Raw genomic sequence first — 23,270 nt, 5'->3', positions numbered from 1 at the left:
CGACGGTCCCCGAAGGCCACCCGTACCAGCGAGCCAAAGGACAGAATGACCTCCACGTTCGACACCCGCGACCACGCCGACGCCACGCGCCGCCTCGACGGTCTGCGGGCGGAAGCCCTCATGGACGAGGACCTCGCGGCCATCGACGAGGACCTCGACCACCATTACGACGGCGACCAGTACGACCGCAGCGAGCGAGCCGCCCTGCGCCGTGTCGTCGGCCTCTCCACCGAGCTCCAGGACGTCACCGAGGTCGAGTACCGCCAGCTCCGCCTGGAGCGCGTGGTTCTCGTCGGCGTCTGGACGGACGGCACGCTGGAGGAGGCGGAGAACTCGATGGCGGAGCTCGCCGCGCTCGCCGAGACGGCCGGCTCCGAGGTGCTGGACGGCGTCATCCAGCGCCGTGACAAGCCCGACGCGGCCACCTACATCGGCTCCGGCAAGGCGAAGGAGCTGCGCGACATCGTCGCCGCCAGCGGCGCCGACACCGTGGTCTGCGACGGTGAGCTCACCCCCGGCCAGCTGATCCAGCTGGAGGACGTGGTCAAGGTCAAGGTCGTCGACCGGACGGCCCTGATCCTGGACATCTTCGCCCAGCACGCCAAGTCCCGTGAGGGCAAGGCGCAGGTCTCGCTCGCCCAGATGCAGTACATGCTGCCGCGGCTGCGCGGCTGGGGTCAGTCGCTCTCCCGGCAGATGGGTGGTGGTGGCTCCGGCTCGTCCGGCGGCGGCATGGCCACCCGTGGTCCCGGTGAGACCAAGATCGAGACCGACCGGCGCCGGATCCGCGAGAAGATGGCGAAGCTCCGCAAGGAGATCGCCGACATGAAGAAGGGCCGCGACACCAAGCGCCAGGAGCGCAAGCGCCACCAGGTGCCGTCCGTGGCCATCGCCGGATACACCAACGCCGGCAAGTCCTCCCTGCTCAACCGGCTCACCGGCGCGGGCGTACTGGTGGAGAACGCGCTGTTCGCCACCCTGGACCCGACCGTGCGCCGGGCCCAGACCCCGAGCGGGCGGGTCTACACCCTGGCCGACACGGTCGGATTCGTCCGGCACCTGCCGCACCACCTGGTCGAGGCCTTCCGCTCGACCATGGAGGAGGTCGCCGACGCGGACCTCATCCTGCACGTGGTGGACGGCTCGCACCCCGAGCCGGAGACGCAGCTGGCCGCCGTCCGCGAGGTCATCGTCTCGGTCGACGCGCAGAACGTGCCGGAGATCGTGGTGATCAACAAGGCGGACGCCGCCGACCCGCACGTGCTGCAGCGCCTGCTGCGTCGCGAGCCGCACGCCATCGTGGTGTCGGCCCGCAGCGGCGCGGGCATCGAGGAGCTGCTGCAGCTCATCGACGACGAGCTGCCGCGTCCGGCGGTCGAGGTGCGGGCACTGGTGCCCTACACCCAGGGCGGGCTGGTCTCCCGGGTGCACGCGGAGGGCGAGCTGCTCTCCGCCGAGCACACCGGCGAGGGCACGCTGCTGCACGCCAAGGTGCCGGCCGAGTTGGCGGCGGAGCTGGAGTACTTCGCGGTGGCCCTGCAGGGCTGATCGAGAATCGACGCCGAAGGCGTGGGAAGGGCCCCCGGGAACAGTCCCGGGGGCCCTTCCTGCATGGGGGAGCTCCTGCGTAGGGGGAGCGTTGGGGAAGCTACCTGACGTTCTTGGCGAAGTAGTCGAAGGCCTGCTTCGCCTGGTCCTGCAGGGCCGGTCCGGCCTGGTAGCCGGCCGGGTTGCGGTTGCCGACCGCGCCGACGCTGATCAGGTTGGGCTTGCCGTCCTTGGTGATGAACCAGCCGCCGCCGCTGGAGCCCGCCGTCATCGAGCAGCCGATCACGTACAGCGGCGGGCGGGTCCGGTCGAAGGAGAGCCGGGCGGGTGCGACGGGCGAGTCGCAGTGGTCCAGCTCCATGCCGTCGAAGGGCCGCTCGGCCGGGTAGCCGTAGGCGGCGGCCGAGGTGATCTGGTCGCGCGGGGCGTTGAACCAGATCGGGACGGCGCCGCTGACCGTCTCCTCCAGGGACCTGCCGGAGTCGTCCTCGCCGCGCACCCGGAGGATCCCGTAGTCGAACTGGTTGTGGGCCCCGACGCCGCTCTCCTGCAGCCAGGTCGGCGACACCAGCGCGCGCACCGCCGTCCACCGGCCGTACGGGGCGGCCTGCCGGTCGGCGTACGGCTTGCCGTGGGCGGCCTGGCCGTCCCGGTTGAAGGCGGGCACGAAGACCAGGTTCTTCAGCCAGCCGCCGCCCTTGCCGTCGTGCAGGCAGTGCGCGGCGGTGTAGACGAGGTTGCTGCGGCCGGGGTTGGCCGGGTCGGAGACCACGGTGGCGGAGCAGGCCGCGTCGCCCTGCGGGGTGGTCATGAAGAGCCGGCCGACCACGGCGGCGGGCAGGCCGTACGGGTGCGGCTGCGGCTGGGCCGGGACGGCGGTGGGCGCCGGGTCCCGTTCGACGCCGGGGGCCGCCGGGCCGGTCAGGGAGTACTCCGGGGTGGGCCGCGGCTTGGCGGCGTCCATCCGGGCGGCCGACCAGGCGCCCGGGGCCGCGTCCTCGGCGAACCCGCTGTCGGCGACGTACTTCGTCCAGTCCTCCAGCTTCCAGCCCGTCAGGTCGCCCAGGCTGGTGGGCGCGGACTTGGGCAGGGCGGGGGGCGGGGCGGCCGGCCTGGCGGGGCCGTCCGGGCCGCAGGCGGTCGCGGCGAGGGCGAGCGCGGCGAGCAGTGCGGCGCCGGCCGTGCCGGTCCGGCGTCCCCGGCTGGTGGTTCTGGGCATGCTGCATCGTCCCCCGCGCTGTGCTGGTGTTCCCGTACCGCCGCCCCCCGTGGCGGCTACTGCTTCCTGGAGATCCAGTCCAGGGCCTGCCTGGCGACCGTCTCCAGGTACGGGCCGCTCAGCGAGGTGTGCTCCTGGGTGCCGATCGAGGTGTTGCTGACCAGGGCCGTCCTGCCGTCCGGCATGGTGGCGAACCAGCCGCCGCCGCTGGAGCCCTGGGTCATGTCGCAGCCGATGGTGAGCATCGAGGGGCGCTTGGCGTCGAAGGAGAGCCGGGTCGGCTTGCCGCCGTCGCACCGGTACAGCTCCTGGCCGTCGAAGGGCTTGAGCAGCGGGTAGCCGGTGGCCCACACGCCGAGCTTGTCGCGGGGGGCGTCGAACCACACCGGGACGGCCGAACCGACCGTCTCCTCAAGGGACTTGCCGGTGTCGTTCTGGTTGTGCACGCGCATGACCGCGAAGTCGTACTGGTTGGCGGCGTCGCCGGAGCTGCCGCCCTCGACCGTCCACTGCGGGGAGGTGGCGACCTGGTCGGCCCACCAGGTGCCGAACGGGGCCAGTTCGGACAGCGGGGCCCGCTTGCCGCCGCTGGACGCGCCCGAGTTGTTGTACGCGGGCACGAAGACCAGGTCCTTGTAGTAGCTGCCGCCCTTGCCCGGATGCACGCAGTGGCCCGCCGTCCACACCAGGTTGCTCTTGCCCGGGTGCTGCGGGTCGGTGATCACCGTCGCCGAGCAGTTGCCGCGGCCGCCCTGGGCGGAGAAGAACACCTTGCCGGAGGGCTGCTTGGTGTACGGACGCGGTACCGCCACGGCCTTGACCGCCGGCGGCTCCGGATCGGTCACGCCGTCGTCGGTGGCGGGTTTGGGGGTCGTGGGGGCGGGCTTGGCGGCGGGCGGAGCCGGTTCGGCGGGCTTGGAGTCGCCCATCTTGTCCGGATCCCAGAAGTCCTTCACCACCGGGTTGTTGAAGACGTGCTTGGACGCCCACGTGTCCCAGTCCTCGAACTTCCACTTCTTCAGGTCGTCCCAGCTCCTCGGCAGGCCCTCCAGCAGGCCGGTCGGCAGACCGGACGGGAGGGTGATCCCGCCGATCACGCCGCTTCCGCCGCTTCCGTCGGAACCGCTCGAACCGCCGCTCGCCGCGGCCGAGTCGGGCGGCGGCGCGGCGGTGCCCGCGCCGCTGCCCGCCGGGCCGTCAGGTCCGCAGGCGCTCACGGCGAACAGGGCTCCCGCGACCGCGGCGGCGGCCAGTGCTGACCGGTGGATCGTTGACATCTGTGCGCGTCCCCCTGTGCTCGGTCGGTTCGGTGCTCGGTCCGCCTGTGGTGCGGTGGTGCGGTGGGCCTGTGGTGCGGTGGGCCACCGTCCTGGAGTCTTCCATCGCCGACGAGGACGGCCGTGCCCACCCCCCGGGTTGCGGCCCGGACCGGAGGTCACCGATCCGCGACGCGGGCCCGGTTGATCCGTTGGTGCAGCAGGGTCCCGACCTCCGGTGGTGGACAATCTCCGATCTTCACCCGGACGAGTGAGCCGTCCTTGTGATCACCCGTCATGGATAGGTAACCCTTACCTGACGCGACGGTGCGAGCGCCCGCCGGTTCCCTTCTCCGCCCGCGCGTCGGCACCCCCACGCGCCCCAAGGAGCAGCCTTGAGCACCGCCCTCACCGGAGCCCCGCCGGAACCGCCGCTGGCCGCGCCGCGGTCGACCGTCGAGCCCGACCCGCTGCTGCACGCCGACCCCGCGGTCGCCGCCGAACAGGCCGCACTGGAAGCCCTGTTGCGCTGCTGGACCCGGGAGACCGGCGCCCGCCCCGGCCCCGACGGCCGACTCCGGATCGCCGTCCTCGGCGGCGCCGCCCTTCTCACCGCCCCGGTCCGCTACTGGTCCCCGGGCGGCTGGCACCGCTTCGGGCGCGCCACCCTCGCGGCGGGGAGCGCTCCGGTGGAGGCCTCGGCCGGCACCCCGGTGGACGCCGTCACCGCCGCCGCGCTGCTCGCCGCCGCGGCCGCCGAGCGGCCCGATCCCGGGCAGGTCGCCGACCTCGCCGGCCGGGTCGCCGACTCGGTCGTCCGCACCGCCGAGATCCTGGCCCACCGCCGCACCGCCCCCGCCCCCGGCGGACCGGAGCGCTCGCACTTCCTCGCCGCCGAACAGTCCCTGCTGCTCGGCCACCCGCTGCACCCCACCCCGAAGAGCCGCGACGGCCTCGGCCCGGCCCAGAGCGCCGCCTACTCGCCCGAACTGCACGGCTCCTTCCAGCTCCACTGGTACGCCGTGGACCGCGACCTGCTCGCCGCGGGCTCCGCCGTCGCCGAGAGCGCCGACCAGCTCACCGCCGGCCTGCTCGGCAGCCGCACCGCACTGCCGCCCGGCACCGCCGCCCTGCCGCTGCACCCCTGGCAGGCCCGCGAACTCGCCCACCGGCCGGCCGTCGCCGCACTGCTCGCCGAGGGGCTGCTGCACGACCTCGGCCCGGCCGGGGAGCCGTGGTACCCCACCTCCTCGGTGCGCACCGTCTACCGGCCCGGCACCCCGTGGATGCTCAAGCTCTCGCTCGGCCTGCGGATCACCAACTCCCGCCGGGAGAACCTGCGCAAGGAGCTCCACCGCGGCCTGGAGATGCACCGGCTGCTGGAGAGCGGGCTGGCCGCCGAGTGGCGGGCCGCCCACCCGGGCTTCGACATCGTCCGCGACCCGGCCTGGATCGGCGTCGACCACCCCGCGCTCGGCGACCCGGGCGGCCTGGACACCGTGCTGCGCGCCCAGCCCTTCGCCCCCGCCGAGCGCGTGCTCTGCGTCGCCGGGCTGGTCGCCGAACAGCCGCTCGGCACCGGCGACACCGTGCCCTCCCGGCTCGGCGACACCCTGCGGGCGCTCGCCGCCCGCTGCGGCCGCCCGCTGCCGACCGTGGCCGCCGAATGGTTCCTGCGCTACCTGGACACCGTCGTGCTGCCCGTCCTCTGGCTGGACGGCCGGGCCGGCATCGCCCTCGAAGCCCACCAGCAGAACAGCCTGGTCCTGCTGGACGCCGACGGCTGGCCGACCGGCGGGCGCTACCGCGACAACCAGGGCTACTACTACCGGGACAGCGCCGCCGAACGGCTCACCGCCCGGCTGCCCGGGCTCGGCACCGACAGCGACACCTTCCTCCCCGACCCGGTGATCGACCACCACTTCGCCTACTACCTCGGCATCAACCACGTCCTCGGCTTGATCGGAGCCCTCGGCTCCCAGCAACTGGCCGACGAGACGGTGCTGTTGGCCGCGCTGCGCCGGTTCCTGGCCGGTCCCGCGGCCGCCACCGGCTCGGCGCTGCCCGCACTGCTGCTGGACGCGCCCACGCTGCCCTGCAAGGCCAACCTGCTCACCCGGATCAACGGCCTGGACGAGCTGGTCGGCCCGGTCGCCACCCAGTCCGTGTACGTGGACATCCCCAACCCGGTGGCGGGCCCCTGATGTTCGACGACCTGCCCGGGTGGGGCGCGATCCCCACCCCGGCCGGCGAGTTCCGGCTCGGGCCCGTCCGGCTGCCCGCCGACCTGGACCTGCTCGCCGGGTGGATGAACGACCCCGAGGTCGACGCCTTCTGGGAACTCGCCGGACCACCGGAACGCACCGCCCGGCACGTCCGGGCCCAGCTGGACGGCGACGGCCGCAGCCTCCCCTGCCTCGGCCTGCTCGACGGCGAGCCGATGAGCTACTGGGAGGTCTACCGCGCCGACCTCGACCCGCTCGCCGCCCACTACCCGGCCCGGCCGTACGACACCGGCCTGCACCTGCTGCTCGGCCCCGCCGCCAGCCGCGGCCGGGGGCTGGGCGCCGTCCTGCTGGGCGTCCTCGCGGAGCGGATCCTGCGCCGCCGCCCGCACTGCGAACGGGTCGTCGCCGAACCGGACGTCCGCAACCGGCGCTCGGTCCGGGCCTTCGAACGGGCCGGGTTCCGGACGGCCGCCGAACTCGACCTGCCCGGCAAGCGCGCCGCCCTCATGGTGCGAACCCGGGCCGCCCGGCCCTGACCCGCCCGGCCCCGGCCTTCGGCCGGCAGACCCCGCCCGGCCCCGATCCCGCCTAGGACACCCCGTGGACACCGCAGCCTCCCAGCCGCCGTACGACCTGCTCGGCGTCGGCATCGGCCCGTTCAACCTCTCGCTCGCCGCGCTCGCCCAGCCCGTCCCCGGCCTGCGCACGCTCTTCTGCGACCAGCGCCCGGAGTTCCGCTGGCACCCCGGAATGCTGGTGGACGGGGCCCGGATGCAGGTGCCCTTCCTCGCCGACCTGGTCTCCCTGGTGGACCCGACCAACCCGTGGTCCTTCCTCAACTACCTGCGAGAGCAGGACCGGCTCTTCCCCTTCTACTTCGCCGAGCGCTTCCAACTGCCCCGCCGCGAGTACGACCACTACTGCCGCTGGGCCGCCGAGCGGCTGCCCAACTGCCGCTTCGGCACCGAGGTCACCGCCCTGCACTGGGCCGGCACCTCGGGGGAGGGCCCGTGGTACCGGGTGGAGCTGACCGACACCGCCACCGGGCAGCGGTCCACCGTACGGGCCCGCAACCTCGCCCTCGGGGTCGGCACCCGGCCGGTGCGCCCCGAGGCCTTCGCCGCCCTGGCTGGCCACCCCCGCGCCTTCCACTCCGCCGACTACCTGGACCGCCGCGCCGACCTGGCCGGCGCCCGGGACATCACCGTGGTCGGCAGCGGGCAGTCCGGCGCCGAGGTCTTCCTCGACCTGCTCCGCCGCCACCAGGACGACGGCGTCCGGCTGCGCTGGCTCACCCGCACCCGGGCACTCGCGCCCATGGAGTACTCCAAGCTCGGCCTGGAGCACTTCACCCCCGACTACACCCGCTACTTCCACGGCCTGCCGGCGCCCGTCCGGGACACCCTGGTCGACGCCCAGTGGCAGCTGCACAAGGCCGCCAGCGCCGAAACCCTCGCCGAGATCCACGACCACCTCTACGAGCGCACCATCGGCCGCCCGATCGACACCGCCCCGGTGGAGATCACCCCCGGCACCGGCGTCACCGACGCCCGCCCCGGCCCCTGCGGCGGCCTGGAACTGCGCTGCCGGCACACCGACTCCGGCGCCGAGCACGTGCTGCGCACCGACGCCGTGGTGCTCGCCACCGGCTACCGGGCCGCCCGCCCGGCCGCGCTCGAACCGCTCGCCCCCCTGATCGACTGGGACGAGACCGGGCGCTACCGGGTCGACCTCGACCACCGGGTCGCCACCCGGCCCGAGCTCACCGGTGGCCTCTACGTCCAGAACGCCGAACTGCACACCCACGGCGTCGGCACGCCCGACCTCGGGCTCGGCGCGCACCGGGCCGCCGTGATCCTCAACGCCGTCACCGGCCGGACCGTCCACCGGCTGCCCACCCGCACCGCCTGGACCGGCTTCGCGCCGCCCGCCCCCGCGCCCGCCCCTGCCCCTGCACCCGCCTCCGGACCCGCAGCCGTACCCGCACCCCTCGAACAGACCCCCGTCTTCCCCCGCCCCCAGGAGCTGACCCGTGCCGCAACAGCCGGCCGCTGAACCGCCGCTCTACCTGCCCCCACACCTCACCGCCGGGCACTGGCAGCGGGCCGGCCGCGCCCTGCTGGCCAAGATGCTCGGCGAGTTCGCCTACGAGGAGCTGCTCACGCCGCTGCCCGGGGCCCTCGACGGCGAGTACCTGCTGAAGCTGCCCGGCGTGGAGTACCGTTTCACCGCCCGGCGCGGCGCCTACGACGGCTGGCAGGTCGACCCGGACTCCGTCCGGTGCTCCGAGCCCGACGGGCTGGACCCGCTGCGCTTCCTCCCGTACGCCCGGGAGACCCTGGGGATGCCCGGCGACACCACCGGCCACCTGATCCGCGAACTCTCCGCCACCCTGACCGCCGACGCCCGCCAGCTCGCCACCGCGCTCACCGCCGCCGAACTCGCCGACCTCGACCACCCCGCCCTGGAGGGCCGACAGACCGGCCACCCCTGGATCGTCCCCAACAAGGGCCGGATCGGCTTCTCCGCCGTCGACGCCGCCCGCTGGGCCCCCGAGGCCCGCAGCCCGCGCCCACTGCCCTGGATCGCCGTCCACCGCCGGCTCGCCGAGTACCGCGGCGTACCCGGCCTGGAACGGCCCGAGCAGCTCTACGCCCGCGAACTCGACGACGTGGATGCGCTGCGCGCCGCGCTCGGCCCGGACGCCGACGACTACCTGCTGCTGCCCGTCCACCCCTGGCAGTGGGACGAGACGATCCTGCCGCTGTTCGCGCCCTGGATCGCGTCCGGGGAAATCGTCCCGCTGCCCTCGGACGGCGACCCACGACTGCCCCAGCAGTCCATCCGCTCCTTCTTCAACACCGCCCGCCCCGAGCGCTGCACCGTCAAGCTGCCGCTGTCGATCCTCAACACCCTGGTCTGGCGCGGCCTGCCCACCGAACGCACCCTCGCCGCGCCCGCCGTCACCGCCTGGCTGCACGGGCTGTACGAGGCCGACCCGTTCCTGCGCGACGAGTGCCGGGTCATCCTGCTCGGCGAGATCGCCTCCGTCACCGTCGACCACCCGCTGTACCGGGAGCTGCCCGAGGCGCCCTACCAGTACAAGGAGCTGCTCGGCGCGATCTGGCGCGAACCGCTCGGCCCCCGCCTGGACCCGGGCGAACGCGCCCGCACCCTGGCCGCCCTGCTGCAGACCGGCTCCGACGGGCGGGCGCTCGCCGCCGAGCTGATCACCCGCTCCGGCCGTACCCCCGCCGAGTGGACCGCCCGGCTGTTCGCCGCGATGCTGCCGCCGCTGCTGCACTTCCTCTACCGGTACGGCCTGGTCTTCTCCCCGCACGGCGAGAACGCCATCGTCGTCTTCGACGAGCGGGACACCCCGGCCCGGCTCGCGGTCAAGGACTTCGTGGACGACGTCAACCTCAGCTCGGCCGACCTGCCCGAGCTGCGCGACCTGCCCGCCGAGGTCGCCGACGTCCTGCTGCGGGAGCACCCGCAGGGGCTCTGCCAGTTCATCCACTCCGGGCTGTTCATCGGTGTCTTCCGCTACCTCGCCCCGCTGCTGGAGGCGCAGACCGGGCTGCCCGAGGCCGAGTTCTGGGCGCTGCTGCGCGCCGAGATCCTCCGCCACCAGGACCGCTTCCCCGAGCTGCGCGAGCGCTTCGAGCTGTTCGACCTGTTCCGGCCCCGGATCGACCGGCTCTGCCTCAACCGCAACCGGCTGCTCCTCGACGGCTACCAGGACCGCCCGTTCCGCCCGCACGCCGCGCGGTACGGGACGGTGCCGAACGCGCTGGTGGCCGTGGACGTACGGTTGCCCGCGCAACGGGACCGGATTGTCACCCCCGCCCCGTAGGGTGGGAGGGTCATGACGAACGACTCCGAATCCCACGACTCCGAATCCCAGCGGGCGGCGGACCTCGGCGACGAGGCCGAGGAAGCAGTGCCCGTCCCGCGCTCGCGGATCCCCGAACTGCTGCACGCCGCGGTGGCGGCCGTCGGCGGCGTCGAGCGCCCCGGACAGGTCCGGATGGCCGAGGCCGTCGCCGACGCCGTCGACCACGGCGAGCACCTGCTCGTCCAGGCCGGCACCGGCACCGGGAAGTCCCTGGCCTACCTGGTGCCCGCGCTCGCCCACGGCGACCGCGTGGTCGTCGCGACCGCCACCCTGGCGCTCCAACGCCAGCTGGTGGAACGGGACTTGCCGCGCACCGTCGACGCGCTGCACCCGGTGCTGCGCCGCCGCCCGCTGTACGCGATGCTCAAGGGCCGCTCCAACTACCTGTGCCTGCACCGGGCCAACGAGGGCACCCCGAGCGACGAGGGCGAGGGCCTGTTCGACCCGGTGGACGCCCTCGGCGGGCCCACCGGCAAGCTCGGGCAGGACGTGCTGCGGCTGCGCGACTGGGCCGACGAGACCGAGACCGGGGACCGGGACGACATGAGCCCCGGCGTCTCCGACAAGGCCTGGGCGCAGCTCTCGGTCACCTCCAAGGAGTGCCTGGGCGCCACCCGCTGCCCGTACGGGCAGGAGTGCTTCGCCGAGAAGGCGCGGGAGCGGGCCAAGCTCGCGGACGTCGTGGTCACCAACCACGCGATGCTCGCCATCGACGCGATCGAGGGCGCGCCGGTGCTGCCCGAGCACGGGCTGCTGATCGTGGACGAGGCGCACGAGCTGGTCAACCGGGTCACCGGCGCGGCCACCGCCGAGCTGACCGTCGGCGCGGTCAACCGGGCGGTGAAGCGGGCCGCCCGGCTCGCCAACGAGAAGGCCGTCGACGCCCTGCAGGCCGCCGCCGAGAACTACCACGGCCTGATGGAGACCGCCCAGCCCGGCCGGGTCGAGGAACTGCCGGAGTACCTGGCGTACGCGGTCACCGCGATCCGGGACGCCGCCCGCCAGGTGATCACCTCGCTGGGGGAGACCAGGGACAAGGGGCTCAGCGACGAGGACGCCGTCCGCAAGCAGGCGATGGCCTCGGCCGAGACGCTGCACGAGACCGCCGACCGGCTGCTGGAGGGCTCCGAGTACGACGTGGTCTGGATCGAGCGCAGCGACCGCTACGGGCTGGGCACCGCCTCGCTGCGGGTCGCCCCGCTGAGCGTGTCCGGGCTGCTGCGCGAGGGGCTGTACAAGGAGCGCTCGGTCGTCCTCACCTCCGCCACCCTCAAGCTCGGCGGGGACTTCAACGGCGTCGCCGCCTCGGTCGGCCTGCCCGCCGAGACGCGGCTGCCGGACGTCCGCACGGCCGGGGACAATCCGGAGCAGGGCCCGGCGTTCGGCGAGGACGCGGTGCCGCACTGGCGCGGCATCGACGTCGGCTCGCCGTTCAAGTACCCCAAGCAGGGCATCCTGTACGTCGCCAAGCACCTGGCCGATCCCGGGCGCGACCCCGAACGGCCGGACATGCTCGACGAGTTGGCCGAGCTGATCGGCGCGGCCGGCGGGCGGACGCTGGGCCTGTTCTCCTCGATGCGCGGCGCCCAGGCAGCCGCCGAGGCGATGCGCGAGCGGCTGGACCACCGGATCCTGCTCCAGGGGGAGGACACCCTGGGCGAGTTGATCCGCGAGTTCGCCTCGGACGCGAGCACCTGCCTGTTCGGCACGCTCTCGCTCTGGCAGGGCGTGGACGTGCCGGGCTCGGCCTGTCAGCTGGTCGTGATGGACCGGATCCCGTTCCCGCGGCCGGACGACCCGCTGATGAGCGCCCGCCAGCGGGACGTCGAACAGCGCGGGGGGAACGGCTTCATGGCGGTCGCGGCCACGCACGCGGCGCTGCTGATGGCGCAGGGCGCGGGCCGGCTGGTCCGCGCGGCGGAGGACCGGGGTGTGGTGGCGGTGCTGGACCCACGGGTGGAGACCAAGCGGTACGGGGGCTTCTTCCGGTCCTCGATGCCCGGGTTCTGGTACACCACGGACCGCAACCAGGTGCGGCGCTCGCTGGCGGCGATCGACGCCTCGGCGGCGCCGGTGCGGCCGGTGGTGAAGCGGGGCTGAGCGGGCCTCGGCAGGTCCTCGGAACGCCGGAGGGGCTCCCCGCACGCTGCGGTGGAGCCCCTTCCCGGTGTCTGATGGTGGTGGTGCGGGCGCGCCCGAGGGGACGCGCAGCCCGCTCAGAGGCGGCGCAGGACCGCGACGACCTTGCCCAGGATGGTCGCGTTGTCGCCGTTGATCGGCTCGTACGCCGGGTTGTGCGGCATCAGCCAGATCCGGCCGTCCTCGCGCTTGAGCCGCTTGACGGTGGCCTCGCCGTCGATCATGGCGGCCACGATGTCGCCGTTCTCGGCGACCGGCTGGCGGCGGACGGTGACCCAGTCGCCGTCGCAGATGGCGGCCTCGATCATCGAGTCGCCGCGCACGGTGAGCGCGAACAGCTCGCCCTCGCCGACCAGTTGGCGGGGCAGCGGGAAGACGTCCTCGACCGTCTGCTCGGCCAGGATCGGCCCGCCGGCGGCGATCCGGCCCACCAGCGGCACGTAGGAGGTGGAGGGGCGGCCGGCCGTCTCGGCGGTGTTCGGACGGGCCACCTCGACGCCGCGGACCTCGTAGGCGCGCGGCCGGTGCGGGTCGCGGCGCAGGAAGCCCTTGCGCTCCAGGGCCATCAGCTGGTGGGCGACCGAGGAGGTGCTGGAGAGGCCGACGGCCTGGCCGATCTCGCGCATGGACGGCGGGTAGCCCCGGCGCTGGACGGAGTCCCGGATGACCTCGATCACCCGGCGCTGGCGCTCGGTGAGCCCGGCCTCGTCGGTGCGGATGCCGGGGGGGCGCCCGGGCATGGCCCGGGCGGGGGAGGCATGGGCGTCATCAACCATGGCGGAGGAGTGTTCGACCGGCTGGTCGGGCACCCGGTTCGCGCCGGAAAGGGCCGTACCGGGGAGACGGTGGTCTTCGCTGCGGTCCATGCTGATGTCCACACCCTGCTGATTGTTGGTGCGCTGCCCGAGCTTGAACTGGGCGTGTTCCTGCACCGGGATGGTGTTGCTTTCGATCGTGTTCACGGCGGCCCCTCTCGACGGCTGTCCTCTCCCTTTTCCAGCCCAACGCACCTCCTATCGAAAGGTTGCGCCAAACACACGTTCGAGTGAATTATTCGGGAGTTGGCTGACTCGATCAAGGCTTTGTTGTACATCGAGTAAATGTTCGACTCGAACGCGACTCCGGCAGTCTAATCGGCGCCGACACGCCAGGGTGCCGCTTCCCCCAGAGACCTAGATGTAGTGGCTAGAGTCCTCTCCGTGCCCAGTACTAGTGGTCGCCTCGCATGATCAGCTTGCCGAGGCCGGGGGCACATCGCATAGACTCGACTGGTCCGCACGTTCTGCCAGGGAGGGATCCCGAGGTGCACTGCCCCTTCTGCCGGCACTCCGACAGCCGCGTTGTCGACAGCCGGACCACCGAGGACGGCAGCTGCATCCGCCGTCGTCGGCAGTGCCCGGACTGCGGTCGCCGCTTCACCACGGTGGAGACGGCGGCGCTGATGGTCATCAAGCGCAGCGGCGTCACCGAGCCGTTCTCCCGGCAGAAGGTCATCACCGGCGTCCGCAAGGCCTGCCAGGGCCGCCCGGTCACCGAGGACGCGCTGGCCCAGCTCGGCCAGCGGGTCGAGGAGTGCGTGCGCGCCAGCGGCAACGCCGAGCTGACCACCCACGACGTCGGGCTGGCCATACTCGGCCCGCTCAAGGAACTCGACGTGGTCGCCTACCTGCGCTTCGCCAGCGTGTACCAGGCCTACGACGGACTGGAAGACTTCGAGGCCGCCATCGCGCAACTGCGCGCCGAGCAGCCTCTCACCCCGGAGACGGACGACGCCTGCGTCTCCGTCGCCGCCGCCGCGCCCTAGGAGGCGCCGGCACCAGGCCCCAGGCGGGCCCAGCCGCACCACGACGGCCCCGCGGGGCCCCCGCGCGCCCGGAAACGGGGCGCAGAACACTACAAACCGTGCGAGAACAGGCAGGGTCTCCGCCTGCCCGCACACCGGAAGAACGAACCAGCAGTGCCCGGACTTTTCAGGGCACTCCGGGCGTTTGCCCAGGAGGAGGAGCGAGAAGTGACAGACACCACGAGCGGTTCCGCACGCGGGTCGAAGTCCGAGAAGGCGGCCAAGGGCGCCAAGGCCCCCAAGGGCGGTCTCCGGATGGAGCGCATCCACACCACTCCTGGCGTGCACCCGTACGACGCGGTCCGCTGGGAGCGGCGCGACGTCGTCATGACCAACTGGCGCGACGGCTCGATCAACTTCGAGCAGCGCGGCGTCGAGTTCCCGGACTTCTGGTCGGTCAACGCCGTCAACATCGTCACGTCCAAGTACTTCCGCGGCGCGGTCGGCAGCCCGCAGCGCGAGTGGAGCCTCAAGCAGATCATCGACCGCGTGGTGCTCACCTACCGCGCCGCCGGCGAGAAGCACGGCTACTTCGCCTCCAAGGACGACGCCGAGATCTTCGAGCACGAGCTGACCCACGCCCTCCTCCACCAGGTGTTCAGCTTCAACTCGCCGGTCTGGTTCAACGTCGGCACCAAGCAGCCCCAGCAGGTCAGCGCCTGCTTCATCCTGTCCGTCGACGACTCCATGGAGTCGATCCTCGACTGGTACAAGGAAGAGGGCATGATCTTCAAGGGCGGCTCCGGCGCCGGCCTCAACCTCTCCCGCATCCGCTCCTCCAAGGAACTGCTCTCCTCCGGCGGCAACGCCTCCGGCCCGGTCTCCTTCATGCGCGGCGCCGACGCCTCGGCCGGCACCATCAAGTCCGGTGGCGCCACCCGCCGCGCGGCCAAGATGGTCGTGCTCGACGTCGACCACCCGGACGTCGAGGCCTTCATCGAGACCAAGGTGAAGGAGGAGGAGAAGATCCGCGCCCTGCGCGACGCCGGCTTCGACATGGACCTCGGCGGGGACGACATCACCTCCGTCCAGTACCAGAACGCCAACAACTCGGTCCGCGTCTCCGACGAATTCATGACCGCCGTCGAGAACGGCACCGAATTCGGCCTGCGCGCCCGGATGACCGGCGAGGTCATCGAGACCGTCGACGCCAAGAAGCTGTTCCGCAAGATGGCCGAGGCCGCCTGGGCCTGCGCCGACCCCGGAATCCAGTACGACTCCACCATCAACCACTGGCACACCTGCCCGGAGTCCGGCCGCATCAACGCGTCCAACCCCTGCTCCGAGTACATGCACCTGGACAACTCCAGCTGCAACCTCGCCTCGCTCAACCTGATGAAGTTCCTGCGCGACGACGACAGCTTCGACGCCGAGCGCTTCGCCAAGGTCGTCGAGCTGGTCATCACCGCGATGGACATCTCCATCTGCTTCGCCGACTTCCCGACCGAGAAGATCGGCGAGACCACCCGCGCCTACCGCCAGCTCGGCATCGGCTACGCCAACCTCGGCGCCCTGCTGATGGCCACCGGCCACGCCTACGACAGCGAGGGCGGCCGCGCCCTGGCCGGCGCCATCACCTCGCTGATGACCGGCACCGCCTACCGCCGCGGCGCCGAACTCGCCGGTGTCGTCGGCCCGTACGACGGCTACGCCCGCAACGCGACCGCCCACCAGCAGGTCATGAAGCAGCACGCGGACGCCTCGCTCGACGCCGTCTCGGTGGACGAACTGGACGCCCCGGTCTGGCTGGCCGCCAACCGGACCTGGCAGGACGTGGTGCGCCTCGGTGCGCAGAACGGCTTCCGCAACGCCCAGGCCTCGGTGCTCGCCCCGACCGGCACCATCGGCCTGATGATGGACTGCGACACCACCGGCGTCGAGCCCGACCTGGCCCTGGTCAAGTTCAAGAAGCTCGTCGGCGGCGGCTCGATGCAGATCGTCAACGGCACCGTCCCGCGGGCGCTCAAGCGCCTCGGCTACCAGGACGAGCAGATCGAGGCGATCGTCGCCCACATCGCCGAGCACGGCAACGTCGTCGACGCGCCGGGCCTGAAGGCCGAGCACTACGAGGTGTTCGACTGCGCGATGGGCGAGCGCGTCATTTCGGCCATGGGCCACGTGCGGATGATGGCCGCGATCCAGCCGTGGATCTCCGGCGCCATCTCCAAGACGGTGAACATGCCCGAGAGTGCCACGGTCGAGGAGATCGAGGAGATCTACTTCGAGGCGTGGAAGATGGGCGTCAAGGCGCTCGCGATCTACCGCGACAACTGCAAGGTCGGCCAGCCGCTCTCGGCGAAGAAGAAGGACTCCGAGGACAAGGCCGAGACGGCGCAGGCTCCTGCCGCGGTCGAGAAGGTGGTCGAGTACCGCCCCGTCCGCAATCGCCTCCCCAAGGGCCGCCCGGGCATCACCACCTCCTTCACGGTCGGTGGCGCCGAGGGCTACATGACCGCCAACTCCTACCCGGACGACGGCCTCGGCGAGGTCTTCCTCAAGATGTCCAAGCAGGGCTCGACCCTCGCGGGCATGATGGACGCCTTCTCCATCGCCGTCTCGGTCGGCCTGCAGTACGGCGTCCCGCTGGAGACGTACGTCTCGAAGTTCACCAACATGCGCTTCGAGCCGGCCGGCCTGACCGACGACCCGGACGTGCGGATGGCCCAGTCGATCGTCGACTACATCTTCCGCCGCCTGGCGCTGGACTTCCTGCCCTTCGAGACCCGCTCGGCGCTCGGCATCCACTCCGTCGAGGAGCGCCAGCGCCACCTGGAGACCGGCTCCTACGAGCCGCTGGACGCCGACGAGCTCGACACCGAGTCGCTCGCCCAGTCCGCCCCGGTGGCGCCGGTGACCCCGGTGGTCGCCGCCACCCCGGCCCCGGCCGTCGAGGCGCCCAAGGCGGCCCCGAAGCAGGCCCACAACTCCACGGAGCTGATGGAGATCCAGCTCGGCCTCAACGCCGACGCGCCGCTCTGCTTCTCCTGCGGCACCAAGATGCGCCGCGCCGGCAGCTGCTACCTCTGCGAGGGCTGCGGCTCCACCAGCGGCTGCAGCTGACCAGCCCGGTGTTCACCCCCTGAGGTGAACTCCTGAAGCGGGGCGAGGACTTCACGGTCCTCGCCCCGCTTTCGGCGTTCCCGGGGGCTGCCGATGTCACGGATCGGGGCGGTGGTCGGTCCGTAGGGAGGACAAGGCAGTCGACGAGAGGAGTGGTGTGGTGGACGGGACGGTGCTGGTGACCGGGGCGACGGGGACCTTGGGACGGGAGGTGGTGCGGCTGCTGGTGGCGCGCGGGGTGGCGGTGCGGGCCCTGAGCCGGCGGGCGCGGGGCGGGGGCGACGGGGTCGAGTGGGTGGTCGGGGACCTGGTGAGCGGGGCCGGGATCGCGGAGGCGATGGCCGGGGTCGAGGTGGTGGTGGACTGCGCGACCACGCAGCGGAAGGCGGACGTGGCGGCGGTCCGGACGCTGGTGGCGCGGGCTCGCGGGGCGGGCGTGCGGCACCTGGTGTACGTGTCGATCGTGGGGATCGACCGGGTGCCGCTCGCGTACTACCGGACGAAGCTGGCCTGTGAGCGGGTGGTGCGGGAGTCGGGGCTGGGGTGGACGGTGCTGCGGGCCACGCAGTTCCACGACCTGCTGCTGAGGTTCTTCGACGCCTCGGTGAAGCTGCCGGTGTTCCCGGTGGTCGGCGGGGCGCGGTTCCAGCCGGTGGACGTCCGGGAGGTGGCAGTGGCGGTGGCGGATCTGGCGGGGGAGGAGCCCACCGGGTTCGCGCCCGAGGTGGGCGGGCCGCAGGTGCGGTCGTACCGGGAGCTGGCCGAGGCGTACCTGCGGGCGGCGGGCAGGCGGCGGGTGCTGCTGCCGGTGCGGGTGCCGGGGGCCGTGGGGCGGGGGCTGCGCGCCGGCGGGAACCTGACGCCGGAGCGGGCGGTGGGGCGGGGGACCTTCGAGGAGGCGCTGGAACGGCGGTTCGGCGGCCGCTGACCCCCGAGATTGTCAACCGGGGTTGACACCCGCGCGAGTGTCAACCAGGGGGTGCGGGTGGTCGCCGATCACGGGCTGGACCCGAAGGCCGTCCGGGCGGCGGTCGAGCGGAAGCTGGGCTGAGCCCGACTGTGAACCGGGCCACTCGGTCGTGCGGCGGTTGCGTCACCGATCGGTGGACGGGACGTGCATGAATCGGTGCACGGGACGCGGAGGAATCGGCGTACGGGACGTGGATGAAGGAGACTGCCCGTCAACTGGCCACTTGAGGCCAATGTCTGAATCGATATGATCGGCGCATAAGCGTGAACCGATCAGCCGCCCGGAGACGTTTTCGCAACGTCACCGGGCGGTCTCGTATCTGCGCCCGACCAGCTGTCGGCGGTCGCGACCGTCGTCGACCCGCCGCCCGTGCCGCCGCCCGCCGACGTTGCCGAGGACCGCACCGATGAGAGAAGCCCCCAGCCCCGACGGCCGGCCGCGCCGACGGCCCGAGCCGCGCACCGTCGCCCTGACGGCGGCCGCCGTCCTGCTGGCGCTGGCCGCCGCACCCGTCGGCGTCAGCCGGGCCCTGGGCGCGCACCAGCCGCTGACTGCCCTCGCGGTGGGCGCCGTGACGGTGCTATGGCTGATCGCCGTCGGCCTGGCGGCGCTCGGCGCCGAGCGCTCCCGCGCACTGGCCGAGGACCTGGCCGCGCAGCACCAGGAGACGATGACCGCGCTGGTTGCCGTCGGCTCCGCCCGGCAGGCCGAGGCGGCGGCCAGGGAGCTGGTCGGCGCCGCGCAGACCGAGCGGGACGCCGCCCGTGCGGAGCGGGCCCGCACGGAGGCGGAGGTCGCGGCCATGCACACCGAGCTGGCCCGGCTGCGGGCCCAGTGGGACGCCGAGCGGGCCGAGGCGGAGGCGGGCCGGGCGCAGGCCGAGGCCGAGCGGGCCGAGCTGGACGGGATCGCCGAGGGCGTCCTGCCCGAGGTGGTGAAGAAGCTGCGGGGCGGCGCGGCCGTGGACAGTGCGCTGGCCGCCTACCGCAAGCACCCCCAGTACGCGCTGCTGCGCGCCGTCGGCGAGGAGATCGGCCGGGGCGAGCGGCTGCGGGCCGCCGCGCTCGCCGTCTGCGCGACCGCCGCCGGGCGCGTGCAGGCGCTGGCCACGAGCATGCACGCCGAGCTGCGCGAGATGCAGCACCGGCATGACGAGGAGGTCCTGGGCGACCTGCTGCGCCTGGACCACTCGACCGCCCAGGCGGGCCGGATGGCCGACAGCATCGCGGTGCTCACCGGCGCCCGTTCGGGCCGCCGCTGGGCCAAGCCGATCGCGGTGGAGTCGGTGCTGCGCGGCGCGCTCGGCCGGATCGGCGCCTACCAGCGGGTGCGGCTGCACAACGCCAGCACGGCCGCGGTGGCCGGGTTCGCGGCCGAGGGCATCATGCACGCACTGGCCGAGCTGCTGGACAACGCCACCAACTTCTCCGCCCCACCGGCCGAGGTGCACGTCTACGTCGAGGAGGTGCCGGCCGGGCTGGCGGTCACCGTCGAGGACAGCGGCCTGGGCCTGGGCGAGAGCTGGCTGCGCCGGGCCGAACGGGCCGTCTCCGCCGAGCCGCTGGACCTCACCACGCTCTCCGCCGGCACCCGGCTGGGCCTCGCGGTGGTCGGCGTGCTGGCCCGCAAGCACGGGCTGCAGATCTCCTTCCGGCCGTCGGCGCGCGGCGGTACGGGGGTGGTGATGCTGATCCCGCAGCAGCTGGTCTCGCACCCGGCTCCGGAGACCGCTCCGGCGCCCGTCTCGACCCAGGCGCCGGCCGCGGAGTCCGCGCGCCCCGCGCTGACTTCCGCCTTGGCACCCGCGCTGAGCTCCGCACGCCCGGCGCCCGCACGTTCGGCGCGCGCTCCCCTGCCGCCGGCGCCCCAGGCACCCGCCGTGCCGGCCGTTACCGGGGCACCCGCTGCGCCCGCCGTCACGGCGGCACCTGCCGTCCCAGCCCAGCTGCCGCCCGCACCCGCCCAGCTGCCGCCCGCGCCCGCCCGGATGACCGACAGCGGCCTGCCGCAGCGCCGTCGCGGGCAGACGCTGGCCGTCACCGCCCCGGCGGCGGCCCCGGCAGCGAAGCCCGTACGCAGCGACGCGGTGAGCGCGGCCGCCCGGTTCGGCGCGTTCCGCCGGGCCGCCGCCCGCCCCCCGGAGGCCGAGCAGCACGCCGCCGGGGCGCCGACCACGGACACCGACACCACGCCCGACGCTTCCCCCGTCACCGAGAAGGACTCCCCATGAGCAGCGCCACCGACCGCGACCTCGACTGGCTGTTGGAAAACCTGCTGGCGGCAACCCCCGGCACCCGGCACGCCCTGGTTCTCTCTGCCGACGGCCTCAAGCTCTGCCACACCGCCGGGCTGGGCACCGACCAGGCCGACCAGCTGGCCGCGATCGCCTCCGGTCTGCAGAGCCTGGCCCACGGCGCCTCGATCGAGTTCGGCGACGGCAGCGGCGGCGTCCGCCAGTCGATGACCGAGTTCCACGGCGGCATCCTGTGCATCGTGGCGGCCGGCGAGGGTGCCCACCTGGCGGTGGTCACGGACGACGACGCGGACGTGGGCGTGGTCGGCCACAACATGCACGGCCTGATCGAGCAGATCGGCGTCCACCTCAGCGCGCCGGCCCGGGGCGGGGAGGGCGAAGCCGAGGGGGCCGCCACACGAGAGAGCGCCGGGATATGACCGCGGGGCCGGTGCTGCCGGGCCGCGACGACGACCCGGACCGCCTCTACACCATCACCAAGGGCCGCAGCCGGTCCCCGGAGAACGCCTTCGACCTGGTCACCCTGATCGTCGCCGAACGGCAGCCGGCACCCGGGATGCAGTCGGAGCACGTCCGGATCCTGCGGCTGTGCGAGGCCCCGACCGCGGTGGTGGAGGTGGCGGCGGAGCTGGCGCTGCCCGTCTCGGTGGTGAAGATCCTGCTCGGTGACCTGCTGGAGTCCGGGGCGGTCACCGCCCGCCACCCCCGGTTCGCGCCGAACAAGGCCCGGCTGCCCGACCTCGACACGCTGAAGCAGGTGCTGCATGGCCTCCAACGGCTCTGACGTCCGGCCCGCCGCCGAGCGCACCCCGCTACGGGCGACCGCCGACAACGCGCTGAAGATCGTCGTGGTCGGCGGCTTCGGCGTGGGCAAGACCACCCTGGTCGGCTCGGTCAGCGAGATCCGCCCGCTGAACACCGAGGAGGTGATGACCCGGGCGGGGGAGGGCATCGACCCGGCCGGCACCTGGGGCAAGCGCTCCACCACGGTCGCCTTCGACTTCGGCCGGATCACCCTCTCCGAGCGCCAGGTGCTGTACCTGTTCGGTGCGCCCGGGCAGGAACGTTTCTGGTTCCTCTGGGACCGCCTGTTCAGCGGCGCCCTGGGCGCGGTCGTCCTGGTGGACACCCGGCGGCTGGAGGAGTCCTGGTACGCGATCGACCGGCTGGAGCACCACGGCACCCCGTTCATCGTGGCCCGCAACAACTTCGGCGAGCCGACGCACACCCTGGAGCAGGTACGCGAGGCGCTGGACCTGCCGGACTCGGTGCCGCTGGTGGACTGCGACGCGCGCGACCGCGAGTCCGGCAAGCGGGTGCTGATCGACCTGGTCCACCACCTGACCGAGCTCGCCGAGGCCGAACTGGCCGCCGCCGAATCGGCGATGGAACCGGCCGCCCCCGCACCGGCGATGGAACCGGTCGCCGCGGCACCGTCCACGGAGACGGCCGCCGCCGCACCGTCCATGTACGAGGAGAGCACGCCGTGACCGAGTCCGAGTCCGCGTACGAGGAGAGCACCCCGTGACCGAGCCCGCCGCCACCCCGCCCCCGGGCTGCCCGGCGCATGCCGGCGCCACGCCGCTGTACGGGCCGCGCTTCCAGACCGACCCGGCCCAGCTCTACCGCGAGCTGCGGGCCGCGCACGGACCGGTCGCCCCGGTCGAGCTGGCCGGCGGCGTGCCCGCCTGGCTGGTCATCGGCTACCGCGAACTGCAGCAGGTGACCGGTCAGCCGCAGCTGTTCGGCCGCGATTCCAGCCGCTGGCACGCCTGGGAGACGCTGCCCGCCGACTGGCCGCTGAAGCCGATGATGGCGCCCGTCCCCTCGATCCTCTACGCCGAGGGCGAGGAGCACGTCCGGCGCTCCCGCGCGGTCACCGACGCGCTGGCCGGGATCGACCCGTACGAGCTGCGCAAGCACGCGGAGGAGATCGCCGACGGGCTGATCGACGAGTTCGCCGGGCGCGGCGAGGCCGACCTGGTCGCCGAGTACGCGCACCGGATGCCGCTGCTGGTGCTGTGCCGGGTGCTCGGCCTGGACGAGGAGCAGGCGCCGCAGCTGATCACGGCGCTGCTGGCCATGCTGGACGGCGGCCCGGACGCGCCGGCCGGCGCCCAGCGGCTGCTGGAGCTGATGCTCGCGCTGGTGGAGGAGAAGGCCGAGTACCCGGGGGCCGACGTGGCCTCGCGGATGCTGGCGCACGAGGCCGGGCTGACCCACGACGAGGTGATGCGCGACCTGCGGGTGCTGCTGATCGCCGGCCACCAGCCGTCCTCGTACTGGATCTCCAACGCGCTGCGGCTGATGCTCACCGACGAGCGGTTCGCCGCCTCGCTGGCGGGCGGTCGGCGCAGCATCAGCCAGGCGCTGAACGAGGCGCTCTGGGAGGACACCCCGACGCAGATCTTCGCCGGGCGCTGGGCGGTCCGGGACACCCAGCTGGGCGGTCAGCGGATCGGTGCGGGCGACATGGTGCTGCTGGGCTTCGCCGGGGCCAACGCGGACCCGTCGGTGCGCCAGCCCGACGGCCGTCCGGCCGAGGGCAACCGGGCGCACATGAGCTACTCGTACGGCGAGCACGGCTGCCCGTTCCCGGCCCAGGAGGCGGCCGAGGTGATCGCCACCACGGCGATCGAGGTGCTGCTGGACCGGCTGCCGGACCTGCGGCTGGCGGTGGCCGAGCACGCGCTGGTGTGGCGGCCGTCGGCCTGGGTGCGGGGGCTGGTGGCGCTGCCGGTCTCGTTCACCCCGGGCCACCCGGTCTGATCCGTCGCCGTCCTCCGACCCGCGTCGCGCTACAGATCCGCGTCGCGCTACAGATCCGCGTCGATATCCGTCGTCCGAAAGAGAGT

Annotated in this window: 15 protein-coding genes and 2 pseudogenes; 14 read left to right on the top strand and 3 right to left on the bottom strand. The window is 73.2% G+C overall.

Features of this window, described 5'->3' with window-relative positions:
• Positions 1 to 45: 45 nt before the first annotated feature.
• On the top strand, positions 46 to 1,548 hold the full coding sequence (gene hflX, locus CRP52_RS09775; RefSeq protein WP_097236035.1) for a GTPase HflX: 1,503 nt from the start codon (positions 46 to 48) through the stop codon (positions 1,546 to 1,548).
• Positions 1,549 to 1,648: 100 nt separating this feature from the next.
• Here hflX and CRP52_RS09770 read toward each other — a convergent pair whose 3' ends face one another.
• Together CRP52_RS09770 and CRP52_RS09765 are read right to left on the bottom strand one after the other, a co-directional pair.
• Positions 1,649 to 2,767: a trypsin-like serine peptidase gene (locus tag CRP52_RS09770; RefSeq protein WP_097236034.1), complete on the bottom strand. Its 1,119-nt coding sequence runs from the start codon at positions 2,765 to 2,767 to the stop codon at positions 1,649 to 1,651.
• Between the two features lie 56 nt (positions 2,768 to 2,823).
• A complete protein-coding gene (locus CRP52_RS09765) occupies positions 2,824 to 4,044 on the bottom strand; it encodes a trypsin-like serine peptidase (protein ID WP_097236033.1) in 1,221 nt (406 codons plus the stop codon).
• A 668-nt stretch (positions 4,045 to 4,712) separates the two neighbouring features.
• Between CRP52_RS09765 and CRP52_RS40785 the strand changes: the two are divergent.
• From CRP52_RS40785 to CRP52_RS09735, 5 genes and pseudogenes are all read left to right on the top strand, one after another.
• Positions 4,713 to 5,525, top strand: a pseudogene (locus CRP52_RS40785) (IucA/IucC family protein); the annotation flags it as partial.
• 164 nt (positions 5,526 to 5,689) lie between these two features.
• Positions 5,690 to 6,787: pseudogene (locus tag CRP52_RS40780) on the top strand (GNAT family N-acetyltransferase); the annotation flags it as partial.
• A 64-nt stretch (positions 6,788 to 6,851) separates the two neighbouring features.
• Positions 6,852 to 8,306: a lysine N(6)-hydroxylase/L-ornithine N(5)-oxygenase family protein gene (locus tag CRP52_RS09745; protein WP_097236030.1), complete on the top strand. Its 1,455-nt coding sequence runs from the start codon at positions 6,852 to 6,854 to the stop codon at positions 8,304 to 8,306.
• Positions 8,284 to 10,107 carry an IucA/IucC family protein gene (locus CRP52_RS09740; RefSeq protein WP_257032392.1) on the top strand — a complete coding sequence of 608 codons (1,824 nt, stop codon included), beginning with the start codon at positions 8,284 to 8,286 and terminating at the stop codon, positions 10,105 to 10,107. The genes CRP52_RS09745 and CRP52_RS09740 overlap by 23 nt, the downstream gene beginning before the upstream one ends.
• Before the next feature lie 12 nt (positions 10,108 to 10,119).
• Positions 10,120 to 12,249, top strand: a complete 2,130-nt coding sequence (locus tag CRP52_RS09735; RefSeq protein WP_097236029.1) for an ATP-dependent DNA helicase — start codon at positions 10,120 to 10,122, stop codon at positions 12,247 to 12,249.
• A 116-nt stretch (positions 12,250 to 12,365) separates the two neighbouring features.
• Here CRP52_RS09735 and lexA read toward each other — a convergent pair whose 3' ends face one another.
• Complete coding sequence (gene lexA / locus CRP52_RS09730; RefSeq protein WP_257033036.1) at positions 12,366 to 13,064, bottom strand: transcriptional repressor LexA; 699 nt, start codon at positions 13,062 to 13,064, stop codon at positions 12,366 to 12,368.
• Positions 13,065 to 13,591: 527 nt separating this feature from the next.
• On the opposite strand from lexA, the gene nrdR reads away from it, so the two are divergent.
• The 8 genes from nrdR to CRP52_RS09690 all read left to right on the top strand — a co-directional run bounded on the left by nrdR (position 13,592) and on the right by CRP52_RS09690 (position 23,184).
• The gene (nrdR, locus tag CRP52_RS09725) at positions 13,592 to 14,092 is read left to right on the top strand and encodes a transcriptional regulator NrdR (RefSeq protein ID WP_097236028.1); all 501 of its coding nucleotides are present in this window, start codon (positions 13,592 to 13,594) and stop codon (positions 14,090 to 14,092) included.
• A 207-nt stretch (positions 14,093 to 14,299) separates the two neighbouring features.
• Positions 14,300 to 17,191: a vitamin B12-dependent ribonucleotide reductase gene (locus tag CRP52_RS09720; RefSeq protein ID WP_097236027.1), complete on the top strand. Its 2,892-nt coding sequence runs from the start codon at positions 14,300 to 14,302 to the stop codon at positions 17,189 to 17,191.
• Between the two features lie 160 nt (positions 17,192 to 17,351).
• Positions 17,352 to 18,119 (top strand): SDR family oxidoreductase, encoded by a 768-nt coding sequence (locus CRP52_RS09715; RefSeq protein WP_097236026.1) that lies wholly within the window; start codon positions 17,352 to 17,354, stop codon positions 18,117 to 18,119.
• A gap of 448 nt (positions 18,120 to 18,567) precedes the next feature.
• A complete protein-coding gene (locus CRP52_RS09710; protein ID WP_257032391.1) occupies positions 18,568 to 20,391 on the top strand; it encodes a sensor histidine kinase in 1,824 nt (607 codons plus the stop codon).
• Positions 20,388 to 20,834 carry a roadblock/LC7 domain-containing protein gene (locus tag CRP52_RS09705; RefSeq protein WP_097236025.1) on the top strand — a complete coding sequence of 149 codons (447 nt, stop codon included), beginning with the start codon at positions 20,388 to 20,390 and terminating at the stop codon, positions 20,832 to 20,834. Before CRP52_RS09710 ends, CRP52_RS09705 begins: the two co-directional genes overlap by 4 nt.
• Complete coding sequence (locus tag CRP52_RS09700; protein ID WP_097236024.1) at positions 20,831 to 21,199, top strand: DUF742 domain-containing protein; 369 nt, start codon at positions 20,831 to 20,833, stop codon at positions 21,197 to 21,199. Before CRP52_RS09705 ends, CRP52_RS09700 begins: the two co-directional genes overlap by 4 nt.
• Entirely contained in the window at positions 21,180 to 21,905 is a 726-nt protein-coding gene (locus CRP52_RS09695; protein ID WP_097236023.1) for a GTP-binding protein, read from the top strand. The genes CRP52_RS09700 and CRP52_RS09695 overlap by 20 nt, the downstream gene beginning before the upstream one ends.
• A gap of 34 nt (positions 21,906 to 21,939) precedes the next feature.
• Complete coding sequence (locus CRP52_RS09690) at positions 21,940 to 23,184, top strand: cytochrome P450 (protein ID WP_097236022.1); 1,245 nt, start codon at positions 21,940 to 21,942, stop codon at positions 23,182 to 23,184.
• Positions 23,185 to 23,270: the final 86 nt, after the last annotated feature.

Origin of the sequence: Streptomyces sp. 1331.2, from assembly GCF_900199205.1 — a bacterium.
GTDB lineage: Bacteria > Actinomycetota > Actinomycetes > Streptomycetales > Streptomycetaceae > Kitasatospora.
Note: the sequence above shows the minus strand (reverse complement) of the source record. Positions and strands in the feature narration are given on the sequence as shown.

What these genes read in the sequence shown, in the direction of transcription:
- hflX (WP_097236035.1), top strand. Translation starts at nt 46, where the DNA reads ATGACCTCCACGTTCGACACCCGCGACCACGCCGACGCCACGCGCCGC.
- CRP52_RS09770 (WP_097236034.1), bottom strand. Translation starts at nt 2,767, where the DNA reads ATGCCCAGAACCACCAGCCGGGGACGCCGGACCGGCACGGCCGGCGCC.
- CRP52_RS09765 (WP_097236033.1), bottom strand. Translation starts at nt 4,044, where the DNA reads ATGTCAACGATCCACCGGTCAGCACTGGCCGCCGCCGCGGTCGCGGGA.
- CRP52_RS09735 (WP_097236029.1), top strand. Translation starts at nt 10,120, where the DNA reads ATGACGAACGACTCCGAATCCCACGACTCCGAATCCCAGCGGGCGGCG.
- lexA (WP_257033036.1), bottom strand. Translation starts at nt 13,064, where the DNA reads ATGGTTGATGACGCCCATGCCTCCCCCGCCCGGGCCATGCCCGGGCGC.
- CRP52_RS09710 (WP_257032391.1), top strand. Translation starts at nt 18,568, where the DNA reads ATGAGAGAAGCCCCCAGCCCCGACGGCCGGCCGCGCCGACGGCCCGAG.
- CRP52_RS09705 (WP_097236025.1), top strand. Translation starts at nt 20,388, where the DNA reads ATGAGCAGCGCCACCGACCGCGACCTCGACTGGCTGTTGGAAAACCTG.
- CRP52_RS09700 (WP_097236024.1), top strand. Translation starts at nt 20,831, where the DNA reads ATGACCGCGGGGCCGGTGCTGCCGGGCCGCGACGACGACCCGGACCGC.
- CRP52_RS09695 (WP_097236023.1), top strand. Translation starts at nt 21,180, where the DNA reads ATGGCCTCCAACGGCTCTGACGTCCGGCCCGCCGCCGAGCGCACCCCG.